The organism is Microcoleus sp. S13_C5 (assembly GCF_036700845.1).
GTDB lineage: Bacteria > Cyanobacteriota > Cyanobacteriia > Cyanobacteriales > Microcoleaceae > Microcoleus.
Genome location: NZ_JAUBPR010000007.1, coordinates 60,960 through 75,042 on the forward strand (window position 1 = coordinate 60,960; position 14,083 = coordinate 75,042).

8 protein-coding genes, 1 tRNA gene and 2 pseudogenes are annotated in these 14,083 nt (G+C 46.0%); 4 read left to right on the plus strand and 7 right to left on the minus strand.

What is annotated here, in order from left to right:
* Positions 1-68: 68 nt before the first annotated feature.
* The 5 genes from QUA04_RS03725 to gshA all read right to left on the minus strand — a co-directional run bounded on the left by QUA04_RS03725 (position 69) and on the right by gshA (position 6,048).
* Positions 69-668, minus strand: coding sequence for a peroxiredoxin (locus tag QUA04_RS03725; protein ID WP_333253894.1), 600 nt, complete (start codon positions 666-668; stop codon positions 69-71).
* A 126-nt stretch (positions 669-794) separates the two neighbouring features.
* A tRNA-Met gene (locus tag QUA04_RS03730) sits at positions 795-867 on the minus strand.
* Between the two features lie 138 nt (positions 868-1,005).
* Entirely contained in the window at positions 1,006-3,471 is a 2,466-nt protein-coding gene (locus QUA04_RS03735; protein ID WP_333253896.1) for a peptidoglycan DD-metalloendopeptidase family protein, read from the minus strand.
* Positions 3,472-4,053: 582 nt separating this feature from the next.
* Entirely contained in the window at positions 4,054-4,515 is a 462-nt protein-coding gene (locus tag QUA04_RS03740; protein ID WP_333068971.1) for a tRNA (cytidine(34)-2'-O)-methyltransferase, read from the minus strand.
* A 381-nt stretch (positions 4,516-4,896) separates the two neighbouring features.
* Entirely contained in the window at positions 4,897-6,048 is a 1,152-nt protein-coding gene (gene gshA / locus QUA04_RS03745) for a glutamate--cysteine ligase (RefSeq protein ID WP_333253899.1), read from the minus strand.
* A gap of 556 nt (positions 6,049-6,604) precedes the next feature.
* Between gshA and QUA04_RS03750 the strand changes: the two genes are divergently transcribed.
* Positions 6,605-7,648, plus strand: coding sequence for an AI-2E family transporter (locus tag QUA04_RS03750; protein ID WP_333253901.1), 1,044 nt, complete (start codon positions 6,605-6,607; stop codon positions 7,646-7,648).
* A 157-nt stretch (positions 7,649-7,805) separates the two neighbouring features.
* Here QUA04_RS03750 and QUA04_RS03755 read toward each other — a convergent pair whose 3' ends face one another.
* Complete coding sequence (locus QUA04_RS03755) at positions 7,806-8,621, minus strand: cobyrinic acid a,c-diamide synthase (protein WP_333253903.1); 816 nt, start codon at positions 8,619-8,621, stop codon at positions 7,806-7,808.
* 451 nt (positions 8,622-9,072) lie between these two features.
* Between QUA04_RS03755 and QUA04_RS29865 the strand changes: the two genes are divergently transcribed.
* Both QUA04_RS29865 and QUA04_RS03760 read left to right on the plus strand, forming a co-directional pair.
* Positions 9,073-9,177 carry a Mo-dependent nitrogenase C-terminal domain-containing protein gene (locus tag QUA04_RS29865; protein WP_445242283.1) on the plus strand — a complete coding sequence of 35 codons (105 nt, stop codon included), beginning with the start codon at positions 9,073-9,075 and terminating at the stop codon, positions 9,175-9,177.
* A 435-nt stretch (positions 9,178-9,612) separates the two neighbouring features.
* Complete coding sequence (locus tag QUA04_RS03760) at positions 9,613-10,476, plus strand: Npun_R2479 family HD domain-containing metalloprotein (RefSeq protein WP_333253906.1); 864 nt, start codon at positions 9,613-9,615, stop codon at positions 10,474-10,476.
* A gap of 237 nt (positions 10,477-10,713) precedes the next feature.
* On the opposite strand, the pseudogene QUA04_RS03765 reads toward QUA04_RS03760, so the two are convergent.
* A pseudogene (locus tag QUA04_RS03765) lies at positions 10,714-11,729 on the minus strand (IS701 family transposase).
* A 1,293-nt stretch (positions 11,730-13,022) separates the two neighbouring features.
* Here QUA04_RS03765 and QUA04_RS29870 point away from each other — a divergent pair.
* Positions 13,023-13,915, plus strand: a pseudogene (locus QUA04_RS29870) (Rpn family recombination-promoting nuclease/putative transposase).
* Positions 13,916-14,083 lie beyond the last annotated feature (168 nt).

Here is a 14,083-nt window from a genome sequence, read left to right on the forward strand (position 1 = left end):
ATCCGGTTAAATGAATGCCGCTGCGGGTACGGACACGACACTGCCGTGTCCCTACAAATATAATCTGCTTAAACCGCAGCAAAGAATACCTTAGACTTGACAGGATCGGGAGTCATGGTCTTGTCACCGGGCTGCCAGCCGGCGGGACAAACTTCATCGGGATGAGACTGGACGTGTTGGATAGCTTGCAGAGTACGGAGAGTTTCGTCCACGTTGCGGCCGAAGGCAAGATTGTTGATAGTAGAGTGTTGGATGATGCCTTCTTTGTCGATGATGAACAGACCTCTGAGGGCAACGCCTGCTTCTGGGTCGAGGACGTTGTAGTCTGAACTAATTGTTTTTTTGAGGTCAGCAACTAAGGGATAGTTGAGGTCGCCAACACCGCCAGATTTGCGGTCTGTTTGTATCCAAGCGAGGTGAGAGAATTCGCTGTCAACGGATACGCCGAGGATTTCGGTATCGATTTTATTGAAGTCCTCGAAGCGATCACTAAATGCTGTAATCTCAGTCGGACACACAAAGGTGAAGTCCAAGGGGTAGAAGAACAGGACTACATACTTTTTGCCTTTATAGTCTGACAGTTTAACTGTCTTGAATTCCTGATCCACTACGGCTGTTGCTGCGAAATCGGGTGCAGCTTGACCAACCCGGAGGCATTCACTGGTCATAGATTTTGTTTCCTTTTTTACGAACTGTTACAAATATATCATACTCATAACGACTACAAGTATGTTCTAGATAAATCAAAAAAACACGCTCTCAAAATTGAGAGCGCGATTTTTTTGATTAAATAATGGCTCAGGCGGGATTTGAACCTGCGACCTTGGGCTTATGAGTCCCCTGCGCTAACCACTGCGCCACTGAGCCAAATCTACTTCACGATTTACTATCGTAGCACGGTAGGGCTAGCTATGTCTTGTTTTCACGCAACACTATTTCTAATGACTTACAGTAAAAGTTATGAGTTTTGGTAATCATTCAAAACCCATAACTTTCGACCAGTCGTTACCGAGAAGCGCTGGAGGCATCGTCGGGCAGAAAAGCCATTGGATTGATAGCACCCTGTCCGGCGGGATGAATTTCAAAGTGCAAGTGCGGCCCGGTACTGAAGCCAGTGCTGCCCATTTCTGAAATCTGTTCCCCTTGAGCGACTTTCTGACCCTGTTGCACCAAAAGTCGGCTGTTGTGGGCATAGAGAGTCTCAGTGCCGTCAGGATGGGTAATTTCCACCAGATACCCATAGCCGCCGTCGTTCCACTGAGCATAGGTAACCACCCCGTCTGATGCTGCCACAATTGGCGTGCCGATCGGCCCTGCTATATCAATTCCTTTGTGCATCCGTCCCCACCGCCAGCCGTAGCCAGAAGTAAGAACGCCCTTAGACGGCCAAATAAACCCGTTAGCCGACTGTTTTTTGCCGTTAGGCAGATAAGTATCAGGGTTAGAAAGCGGAGGCAGTTCCGGAGAAACCATGCGTCCCAAAGACGGGTTGCTTAGGGGATCGTAACCGTCGGCTCCCAAAGGAGCAGTGGCTACCACAGGCCCCTGCCCAGCAGAGGTCGGCGTCAGGTTTATCGGTTGCAGTTCCGCTGCGCGAGCGGGGTCTAAACGCTCTTGTTGCTGCTTCTGAACCTGCTCAGACCAGGCTCTCGATGGCGGTCTGCTGATTTCCTTCTGCACCGCCTCAGTATAGTCGGGGGTGTAGAGATATGGATTGACACTTGGCATATCCTCAGACGGGTTGACCGAGGGCCCGTCAGTTGGAGCCAGGGACACCGCATTGGCGCCGATCGAATTGCGCGAGGCACGATATTCCTCTCGCAGCCTGACAACTTCTGCCCTCAAGCGTTCGGAATAAGGGTTGAGAGCTTCTGTGGTAGGGAGAGCCTCCGAATTCGACTCTGGTAAAGCGCTAGTTGGATCGGCATTTGAACCCTGGGCGCTAGTATTGGCCACGAAGCTGATCGGCTGCGGGTATGTTCCCGTAGCGATGGTGGTAGCAGTTGCACTGGCTGACCCAGGCAGAGCACTGGTGTCAACTGCACCTGTAAATGTTGGTTCGCCTTGAAGATCCAGCTTCCGTGGATCGCTAATGGTTTGGGAAACTTGAGTCAGCGGAATGCTGTTAATTTTGGGAACCATCGGCGCTGAAATATTGTTCAGACCTTCCAGGTTCTCCAGGGGAGAGACAACAGGCACTTTGGGCGCCGGTGCTGCAACGCCAGGACTGGCTATTTCCGAGGTAGACGAGCTGGGGTTCAAAGATGCGGGAACCGAACTCGCCGCCCAGACAGATGTAGAGTTGGAGGCAGAATAAGAGGCTGCAGCCTCCACCCCTGGATTTTTTAACCCAACTGGGGGAATTTTGAGCCGTTGATTGACATTCAGCAAGTTGGGGTTGCCGAGCTTGTTGACGGAGATCAGATCTTTGGGCGATACGCCGTGACCTTTGGCGATCGCATCTACCGTATCTCCCGGACGCACGCTGTAGAGAACCTCAGCCGGCGCGGCGGTACTTCCCGCAGGGGGGACTACCACAGCCGAGGGCAAACTGGGTGTTGCCCAAGACTGTTCAATTGACTCGAATGCTCGATCGGGCGATGCTGCTTGACCGACGGCATTGGGAATTACAGGTGTTGCCCCTAGGTCAGGAGTTGTCCCAGTTGCATATCCGGGGGAGGTCAGCGTCGGTGCTGACTCCGGCAAAGATGCTGCAGGTGTAGATAAATTTGCTCCCCCCTCAGACCCTAACAGGGTTCGACCCGATTCAGTGGTGCGGTTTTCCTGTTTTTTCAAACTGTTGATCGCCCCGTCTGCATTCGGGATGTCGATCAAACTTTGTTCCGGTACCTTCGTGACCAGCGGGGTCGCTACGGTTGATGGCAGCGCTGTCAGGGCTGCACTATCCGGCTCGGAGCCAGTCAGATTTAACTCTTGTTCGGGATTGACCGTCCCTGCGCGTTCTAGCGAAGCCGAGGCGGTATTGTCGGCGTTCTGTTGTGGTGTGGCTTCCGTCGCAGTCGGAATTCTGAGCTGTTGGCCTACTTGGAGTATGGTATCGGGTTTCATGCCGTTGGCAGTGGCTAGTGCCAACGGTTCAACTTCATAATCCCGAGAAAGCTCCCAAAGGCTTTGCCCCTGTTGCACCTTAACCGCCACCGGGTCAGAAGGTGATCCGGGCTGTTGGGCCCTGGAACCATCAACTTGTGCGGAGGTAGCGGGCCCGTTGGCCGATACTGGCTGTACTTCAGCGGTGGATTCTGATGTCGGTGCGAGTTCAGACGCGCGAGCGCTGTCTCCATTTCTCGGTAGCAGGATGCCAGAAGCACCTACCGATATTGCCAGCCCGAGCGTGGCGAGAGAGCGAACTCTGCCTGTGCTGAGCGTTGTCTGTTTGGACGGTTCCGCAGAACCATCTCTGTCGATTTCACTAGCCTGAGCAGGCTTAATTTGGGGATATGTTCGTTTCAAAAAAACGACCTCCTACTGAGAAGCGCTAACTGTCCTTGGAAACACTCAAGGGGATCGCATGACGCTGAATTTAAATCAACAAGCAAAAATATTCTGATTGTTGACAGCTATCATGCTTAGGCCAGATTACCTTGCTTTTTTAATTTAGACAAGCTCAAACCGTCAGAAATTTTTAAATTCTCGGTCAAACCTGCTGCAATTAACCCCACAAGCCTTACACCGCAATAGCTAGAACGAATACATAAAATCTTCGTTCCGGTAAGGCTCTGAACTCTTACCTATTATCTGACTTTATGCTAATTTCCGGACAGCCTACAACCGTATATTTACTAGATATAGGGTTCAGACCCAAGCTGGTGCTCGCTGACGCCCTAAATCGCTAAAATCCTCCGTTTTTATTGCTGAATCATCTTGTGAGTAATTTGGTGTTGCCGATAACAATCTGTTTTTGAATGAATAAAATATATTAATGTCAGCTATCTACATTTTTACCCCTTTGATACAAATTTCTTATATTTAAAATAAGATTAGGCAGCCTGCTACACCTATTAAATATCTATATATTTATGTGTTGATAATGATTTATCCGAGTTCGCCCAACTGTCGTTTAGCCTCAAATAAACCCACAGCGGCGCTGACGGAGAGGTTCAAACTCCTGACTCCAGGCTGGCTCATAGGAATAAAAACTGTGGCGTCGCAGGCATCCAAGACGAATTGGGGAATGCCTACAGTTTCCGAGCCAAACATCAGCCAGTCGCTGGGCTGAAATTGGAATTGCGCGTAATTGCATCGCCCGCCAGTGCTGAATCCGATTGATCGTCCCCCGCGCTGCTGCCGATAGGCAAGAAAAGCCGCTAAGTCTTCGTGGCAGTGGAGGTTGACGTAGGGCCAGTAATCTAAGCCGGCCCGTTTCAGGTAGCGATCGCTAATTTCAAACCCCAGCGGGCCCACTAAATGCAGTTCCGTGCCTGTGGCAGCGCAAGTGCGGGCGATATTGCCAGTATTCGGGGGGATTTGCGGGTGAATCAAGACAAGTTGGGGCATGAAGCTAATTAAAAGCCTAAAATACAGCTATTGGGAAATTTATAAAACTACCCCAAGGTATATATACCTTATAGCTTTTATTTATAACCTTTGTCGAGCTCCATTGATTAAATATTCTGATTTGTTTTTCGACGGCGCTCTGCAACTTTTGACCGAAAGCATCCAGCATACAAGCCCCCGGATTCATCCGTCCAGAAATAAAAAACCTGTATCCGATGAAACTCGCCCCCCGAATTTATCCGTGGGGTCAATGCTTCAATTCTTTAATCTAAAATCTAAAATCTCAAATCGATTGACCGAGAGGTTCGGGCTATTTGTATTGGCTGAGTACGCATAGCCAGGGGGCTAGTGAAAGCCCCTGTTATAATAACGGCGGGTACTTCAGGCAACTAACTGGGCGCACAAGTTGTCTTCTAGCTCCCATTCTTGGTGAGCCATCCCCTGAATCCCTTGCAGAATAATACTGCGGGTGTCCGAACCGCCCTCGTGTAGCTTCAACCACTGCTGGGCCGTGTTGCCTTCCCGGAGAATCTTTTTGAGTGGCGAGAGAAAGCAACTAAAGCCGCGTTTTTTGGCTAGAGGCCACACTTCGCGGTAAATTTCCTCAATCCAATCTCGTGCCAGAATAGTTCTGCCGTCTTGCCAGTGGGTAAGTTCGGCATCCAAACTTTGCCGGGATGCAGCAATTTCGTTGGCGTCTGTGAGAGCAACTAAGTCTTGGTTGCGGGTGGCCGCCGGTAAGGTGCTGACTTCTAAGGGGTCTAAGCTGGGGTCTTCCATCATCTGCCAAATGCGAGCTTCTAGTAAGGCAGTGATGGCTAACAAAGCCAGAGGATTGACCTCGAGGTCGCAAATTCTCAGCTCGAGGCGGTTGAGACAGTAGGGGCGACGATCGCCATTTGGTCGCACGGCAGACCACAAATGGCGGACGTTTTGCATGGTGCCGAGTTCTAGCTGTTCTTCTGTCCACTGGATGTAATGCTTGTGACTTTCAAACAGGGGGACGATGGCGGGAGTTTTGGGAAACAAACCCCACCGAGTGGAATGATAGCCCGTTACTTCGCCATCGAGGAAGGGGGAAGAGGCGCTCAAGGCGAGGTATAGCGGTGCTTCGACGCGGGCGAGGCGGATGGCGCGCATCAGCATTTCTGGTTGGGAGATGCCGATGTTGATGTGAATGCTGGCGGTGACGACTTTGGTGCCGTAGGTTTGCTCTATGTATGTGTGGTAGGGGTTGTTGGGATCGGATCTGTAAAATCGATCGCTCCCCCCGAGAGACAAGGTACTTCCCGGCAGCAAGGTATAGTCGCCCAATTGTTTGAGATACTCGCGCAGCCGGACTCGCGGCTTGACTAAGGCGCACAGCAGGCGATCGTAGCTCGACAGCGGGGCGGTCGTGTACTCCACATTGCGGCTATCAGGCTCCCGCACAAATCCCTCTAGATCGGCAACTATGCGATCGGAGAGACCGACAACCTCACCTTGGGGAGTGCCAGTATACATTTCTACTTCAAAGCCTTTTGATAGCAGCACGTTTATTCCTCAGCTAAGTTGAGTGCTAGTTTCTAGTATCCCAAAAATTGAGCCGTTCATACTATCTTCCACAAGGCACAGTTGAAATTTTTCGCGACTGGCACTGAAACCCGGTTTTTAGGCGCCGGCAAGTTTGAGCGTTTGTGTGTTAGTTGCGATCGGGCTGGCACGACAAGTACTGCCATCCCAAAGAGTTGGCGAGGCGGTTTTAGACTCAGAAAGGCTGTTTGTTCGATCGCGGGCGTGTTTCATTCGGCATTCGTGACGATCAAACTTATGGTGATCAGAACGCACCCTTGCCTCAGACAGAAGTTAGAAAACACTGCCTACTGCCTTGCTTCTAGCTTCTGCCTGCTGCCTTCCTACTGCCTTTATTCTAACTTATTCCTTCTCGCTTATTCCTTTTTCCCTCTTCCCTATTCCTTCTCGCCTATTCCTTCTTCCTTCGACATCTGTTTTCTGCCTTGAGGGGGATAGCCGCTGATATATCTTGGGTGCGATTCTAAAAGAGGACTCTGCAATATTTTTGAGCTATTATTAACCCCTAAAAATCCCTGTGAAAGAGCCAGAGAAAACCCCTCCCAATTTTTGGAATATGCTAAGCAATTTAGCCTTAGTCCGGTTTTTACTTTTATTTGCTTCTGGTTGGGCTGGACTGCAACTTTTAGCTTACTTTGAAACAGCAGTCGCGGTTTTCACGATTGCTGCACTCGTGGCTTTTTTGCTCAACTATCCGGTGCGAAATCTCCAGAGATTTTTACCGCGAAGTTTAGCTGTCGCCTTCGTTGTCTTGCTCACCATTTTAGTTTTTGGCGGTCTCACCGTCACCGTAGGCGTCACTCTTTTATCTCAAGGGCAGCAATTAATTGACAGCATGACTGAATTTGTGAATGCTCTGGCGCCTCTGTCCGACCGCATCGAAGCATTCCTGCGGGCGAGAAACCTGCAAGTTAACCTGCGAGTTATTGAGGAACAACTGCGAAATCAAGCTTTGGCTGGAGTTTTTTCGAGTATTGCTTTTTTACAAGTATTGTTAACCAATTTATTGAATTTAATATTAATTATTGTGGTGGCTTCTTTCATGTTACTTGATGGAGAGAGGCTGTGGCTGTTAGTTCTAAAATTTATACCTCGACACCTGCACAGACGTTTAAGTTTAACAATAGAGCGAAACTTTTTAGGTTTTTTTCAGGCACAAATTCTGTTAATGTTATTTTTGACAACAGCAAGCTTTGTAATTTTCCTGCTGTTAGATGTGAGATTTCCTTTAATTTTAGCATTTCTTGTCGGATTGTTTGATTTAGTTCCGGGAATCGGAGCGACGCTGGGAATTAGCTTAGTGTGTTTTATTGTATTGTCTCAAAATGTGTGGCTAGCTTTAAAAGTATTGGTAGCTTGCATTGTTTTGCAGCAAATTCAAGACAACTTTATTCAGCCGAGACTCATGCAAAATTCCCTTAACCTCAATCCGGTAGTGGTGTTTTTTGCACTGTTAGTAGGCGCGAGATCAGCAGGCCTTTTAGGCATATTTCTCCCTATTCCGCTCGCGGGAGTGATAGTTAGCTGGTTTGAAATTGAAGAAATGCAAGCAGAAGGTTAATTGATCCAGCCATCCTAATTTTATATCAAATCCGGCTGAAAAACTCGGTTTTAACTTACCGACTCGAAGTGCCATGTGTCAAAAACTCTCCTGTACGCAACGCCAAACTAAAAGTAAAGAGAAAAAAGCAACCTATGGTACACATTACTACCTAAAGTCAATGAATAAATTGCAAGTCAGTAGGAAATCTTTCTTCTTCTGGTTCTGGATCATAAATGTAATCGCAGTCAAAACGCAGAGCTTGAGAGTGGCGGCTGATAGAAAATCCGCAATTACTCACCATTTCTGTAGTAAAAGTTGCCAGGACTAACTCAATGAGCTTTTTGTAGGAAATGTTAGGCAGTTGAACGTAATAGGTGCGTCTGGCAAAAAAAATTCTCTCATCTTTCGGTAGAATTATGCCATTAACTCTGTGTGCGTGTTGAATCGGCTTAATATAGGTTTCAATAAACTGCGACTGATTTTTTTGTAGTCTCGCTAATCTTTCGTGTTGCAACCAGCTCATTTGAAACACAATTTTAATAAATTCAAAGCCCAAAATGTAGTTAAAAACATTATTGCGTTCTTCTGTACTCAAGACGAAGCGGAGTGCAGATTCTAAATATTGGTCAGTTTCTCGCCGCGATTGTTGAGCTGAGTGGATATAAAATTGTTTGATGTAGCTTCTTAAATCTGATTCGTTTAATTGTTTTTTGACTCGAAATCTGATTAAATACTCTTTGACTCGGTGTAGAGTATCTACATCTTCAAACATTTTTGAGACTAAACCGTCGGCTGTATAATCATCTAAAAATTCTGCTTGGAAGTCGGGAGTAGATGCACACAATATGTAGCAGAGCGACAAGACATAGCGCCGTTGGTTCCAAGGCAAGCTTTGGGCCCACTCTCTAACTTCTACAGGGAGTTTTTGGAACACGGTATCTGTGTGGGGAAGTTGAGGAAGGTCGGCATATTTATGTTTTTGTTTAATCATTGCCTGAAACCTTATATTAGTAAGTATACAGAGCATTAGAGCGCAGATTATGGGAGGGGGAAGCTGCGACGGAGGGTTGCAAGTTATGCTGTCTTATTTTATTGCCATCTATCTAAATATACATTCTGTAGGGAACAGGGGGCGTGATCTGTCTCACACTTGAGCAAGTTTTAAATCACAAATGCGGTTCTTCGCATCACATTGGGGGGCGGCGAGTGTCACGGATAAAATTTATTCAGGTCACCGGAGCAACAGTGGGTTTCGTTGAGGATTAAGTCGGGTGATTCATAAGTTTTTGTTAGTAATGATTACTGAGATCAATCATGAACTTGACTATAAATATTTTCCCGGAAAATCAGTGCCAAGACTTAACTTTTCGCGATCGGCTCGTGCAACCAGTGGGACAGTGGCTCGGTAGCATTGCAGTGAGAGAGCAACCAGTAACTCAGTGGTGTGCCAACTTATACTCGCACGGTGTTCTTGTGAGAGAGATATCCAGTTATTGGGACACCATCTTTTCTACATACCGCCTATGTGCAAGCTTAATCTTGTGTAGGAGGAATTAATGGGGTTAAGCTTTCGATAGCTCTCGTTTTTGGGCGGGGTCAGCCAAAACAGAGAGAAGTTTCCGACAACAGTGGTGAGCAACCCAAAATTTTAGATCCTACTTCCCGCGCCCCGATGTATCTGTGGAGTCAATCTAAAATCTAAAATCGACTGACGTATGCGCGGAAGATGTAACACCGTACTGCTGATTGAGGGGTGTCATACCTCGATCGCCCATTGATATCAATTATTTATGGGGTCTGTCGCTCTGGTAGTTGCCAGAGCCATAATTTAAGCCATAATTGTTGATAATATCAATGGATGCCTCTCGATAGGAGTGGGTATCCATCGTGGCGCTTAAGCCAGAAATAACATCAAACGGTAGCAGCAAAAACAATAACTATAAAAATAATTTAATAATCTACGTGGGCTCAGGGAAGTGAATATGTTTAACGCAACTGAACTGCTGATTAAGGCTTTTGTCAATCGTCTGATTGAAGGCTACCGCCACACTTACGGCGGGTTTAAATCTGACTATGGCGAGATTATTGCTTGGGTGGCAAGTATGGCTTTAGAAAATATTGCCAATAGCGATGCTCTTTACCATAATGTCGAACACACTATTTTAGTAACCTTGGTGGGACAAGCAATTCTGGGTGGGAAACACATCCGCGAAGGGGGTGTTTCCTGCGAAGATTGGCTGCATTTCCACATTGCTTTGCTATGTCACGATATCGGGTATGTTAAAGGTGTTTGCAGGCAAGATAGAACAGATTTAGGACTGTATGCGACGGGAATAGGCGACCTGAAATTAACGCTGCCGCCGGGGGCGACGGATGCTAGTTTAATGCCTTATCATGTCGATCGCGGAAAAATGTTTATTGACGAGCGTTTTGGCGGTCACAAACTGATTGATGCTGAGCTGGTTAAGCGTAATATTGAGCTGACTCGTTTCCCAGTTCCTGCTGATGAAGATTATCAAGATACTGTAAATTATCCGGGTTTAGTTCGGGCTGCTGATTTAATTGGTCAGTTGAGTGATCCGCGATATTTGCAAAAGATTGCGGCGCTGTTTTACGAGTTTGAGGAGATTGGGCAAAATCGGGTTTTGGGCTATCAGAATCCGGGGGAGTTGCGGGATGGTTATCCGAAGTTTTATTGGAATGTGGTTTATCGGTATGTGAAGGATGCGATCGGCTATTTGGAACTGACGCAGCAGGGGAAACAAGTTGTTGCTAATCTGAGCGCCAATGTTTTTCGGGTGGAGCATTCTCAGGTGCCAGAGTCTGCGGTGGCTGTAATTAGCTAGGGTTGGGTTGGATGTCGGGCGATCGCTCTTTTTTCGGATAAGTAGGTCGCTCTAATTAAACCAGGACTTACGCAACTGTCACAAATGCTTCGATCGCCTCTCCAAAAGTTCCAAACTTTACTCTCGGTTGGTTGATGAGTGCCGTCCCTCGATCGGGACGGCACTCATCAACCAACCGTCTGAGCGCGGTTGTTAGCTTTCTTAATAAAAACTGCTTTCAGTTTATTGTCAGATTTTTTAGACAATAGACATCGGAATCTGGGGGCGTTTCAGTTGCTCAATTAAATAATTTGATAGCAGCCCATGTTTGATTTGATATATTGTTCGACCTGTCTGAGCGGCTAAACTTTTAAGCCTTACCCATACAAGTAAAGCGCAAGCAATATGATTTCTTTGAATCCGAGCTTTTCGACACGGGCCAGCCTCTATTCCTGTTAATTGCTTGATTTCTCGATGAAATTCTTCAATCTTCCAACGAATGGCACACACTTTTTGTACGTCATTTGTGTCTGACTGAGTTAAGTCGTTAGTCGCGACATATTCCGTCTTGTTGGTGGAAACAATTACTCGGAATAATTTCACTTTCTTGAATTTGGGAAACTTTTTTATTTTAATGACTTTCCCTGACTCTAGTTCAGATGGCGTCCAACTTAAAGATTCAACCGATTTATAATCTTCTTGATTTTGAGTGTCGTCAACCAATCGGTTCTTCTTTAACGGACAGTAATATATTTTGCCTAGCTTGTCAATAGCTTCCATGACTTTTTGGCTAGCATACCATGTGTCCATTAAGACTGTTTTGAAAGCCAAGTCCTTTGAGTATACTACCCCTTGGAGCATTTCTAACAAGTGGTCTATTTTGGTCTTCCCGTCCCCATCAGGGTCATAAATTCGATAATCTATTACCCAAAAATCTCCGGTTTCAGGATTGACATACACACAATTAACTAATCCAATACCTGGGATTACTTTATGTTCATTACCACTATATTGTCGGCGGGTTAATTCAATATCCTCGCTGTATCTTTTATCTAATACTGTATCATCAAAGATCACATAACCGTCAACATGAGCTGCAATCTGGGGTGCCACATTCTCCCATAATAACTTAGGGGTAAGTTTTTCTTTTCTCAAATACCGATTAATCTACAGGAATGGCTGATTGTTTCTACATGCTCTGCCAAATGGGTTAGCGTATAGTTGATTTGACTGCTTAATAAATATTGACAGTAGTTAAGTTTGGTAAATCTCATGCCGACAATAATTAAAACATTCCGAGCGCCACTATTGAGAGTGCCAATCAGTTTAATTTTGACACGCTATATATTGTACGCTCGCTCGCAACTTCACGCAGAAAGCAGATGGTACGGCTTTCATCGCGCTCGGGTCACACTTGCTAGCTCTTTCCCCAGGTTACAGTCAGTCATCACCACACAGTTAGGATGAGAGCGCTCGCTTGCCATGTGCCAGTTGTGTCACTCCTGTCAGATTTAACGAGCGCAACTACATGCAAGGCTTTTGAGACTCTCAAAGCACCTCTCACGGAGTTCTCTACCCCCGATGAGTTACTGTTGGCGACGCTGCCTGATGGCGCTCGCACTTGCCCAACCTGTGCCAGTTGCGTAAGTCCTGTAAACGTAAAATGCTCTTCTTTTATATCGCCGTAGCACTTAAAGAAGTCGTGGTTCTGGGTATTCTGTTTTTTTAGCTGAGCTTACTTAAATCTGAACTTCCCCTGCAAGTATACTTACACAGGCTCAAAAGCCTCTCATCACAAAGGTTTCAATTGTTGAGTAAAAACTTGTATACCCATGTAGAAGATTCATATCTGTTTGTGATCGGGAATTATATTGAATCTACAAGAGAGGAGCGCGATCACCTGCGTCAGCTATTGCTTATAAAAGGGTACAATTTTTCAGCTCCATAGTTGCATCCTTTATTGGCTAAGAGTTTTAGGACTGTTAGTACATTTTTATGGGGGAAGTCCAGTTTAATCGGCTCACTGAATATATGCACGTCACAGGAAGAGTCGCCTGATTTTTTGCGAGGAAAGCCGGAGGCGAAAATGGAGGCCATCCAACCCTTGCAAGCAGTAGGATTGAGCGATGAGCAAATCGCGCAATGTTTGGAGCTGACCCTAGAAGAGATTCGACAAGTCGATTGGACAGAATAGAACATAGAGCAAGGGCTAATGGCTGATGGAGTCCCCCGCTCAAGCTTGGATAGAATATCCGATATCTTGGCAACTCGCCCACCCCGGAGAGTTGCAGAACAAACGATATAGCTGCAAATCCTAACAGATCCAACCGATTTTCTCCCTGGGTTAAAATAATACATGAGAAGGAGTCAGAAGACAGAATTCAGAATTCAGAATACCCATGCCTGAGGTCAGGGGTAACGGTCACGGAAAGAAATTTTTGTGATCCACGATTAAAATCGGGGGCTTTAAACCTGGATTCTCGATCGTGTCGCACAGAATCCAGAATGGATTCTGGCTCCTGAATTCTGAATTCTTCTTCGGTAAGTCATTTTAAAAGAGATTGACCGTGAGATTCATTAACCCCAAAATCGAGTTTGCCTTCAAAAAAATATTCGGCTCCAAGGAAAGCCAACCTATTTTAATCAGCTTTCTCAATGCCATGATTTATGATGGCAACCCCACCATCGCCGACCTAGAAATTATCGACCCGTATTTAAGATCGAGAGTTCCATATTTCAAAGACTCTTAGCTGGATGTCAAAGCCCAGCTTGCAGGAGGCGCAACTGTAATTATCGAAAGGCAAGTTTTAAATGTAGCATTTTTTGCGAAAAGGGTGGTTTACAATGCTGCGAAAACTTACTCAACTCAACTGATTCGCAGTCAAGGTTACTTTAAGTGAAAACCTGTAATTGCTTTGACAATTACTGATTTTGAAATGTTTCATAATGACAAACAAGTAATTCCTCATTTTGTGTTTAAGTAAAAAAAAGTTTATTTGCTTATGTCGCTCCAGAGATTGAACTAATATTTATAGAATTGCCCAAATTCAATAAACAATTGGATGAGTTAGAAACTTTGACTGACAAGTGGATTTATTTTATGAGAAATGCTCCCAGCTTGGAAATAGTGCCGTCAACAATGGAAACAGTATTGGAAATACAGCAAGCCTTTGCGATTGCTAATGAAACTAATGTGAATCCAGAGGAGTTTGCCGATTTAGAAGAACGCGAAATGTTTATTCTCGATCAGCAAGGTGTTTTGCTCAAGGGAATTGAAAAAGGGATTGCACAAGGCAGAGAACAAGGCATCGCAGAAGGTAGAGAAGAAGGAGTCGCGCTAGGAATGAGAGAAAAGGCTCTAGAAATTGCTAGGCAACTTCTCAATGTCCTTGACAATCAAACTATTAGTCAAACTACTGGTTTGAGTGTTGAATATATCCAAAATTGGTGGGAGGAATGAAAGGAAGGGTAAAAGTACGATCGCACAATTAGTACACCGTACACCTTTTCTGGTTACCAGGCTCAGCATGGTAGCGCAGGCTTTTGAGGCTCTGCCTCTTTGATAGAGAATTACGCTAAATATTAACTCTCATCCACTTAATGCTCAAGGATGAGTCTGCCCTCCGTC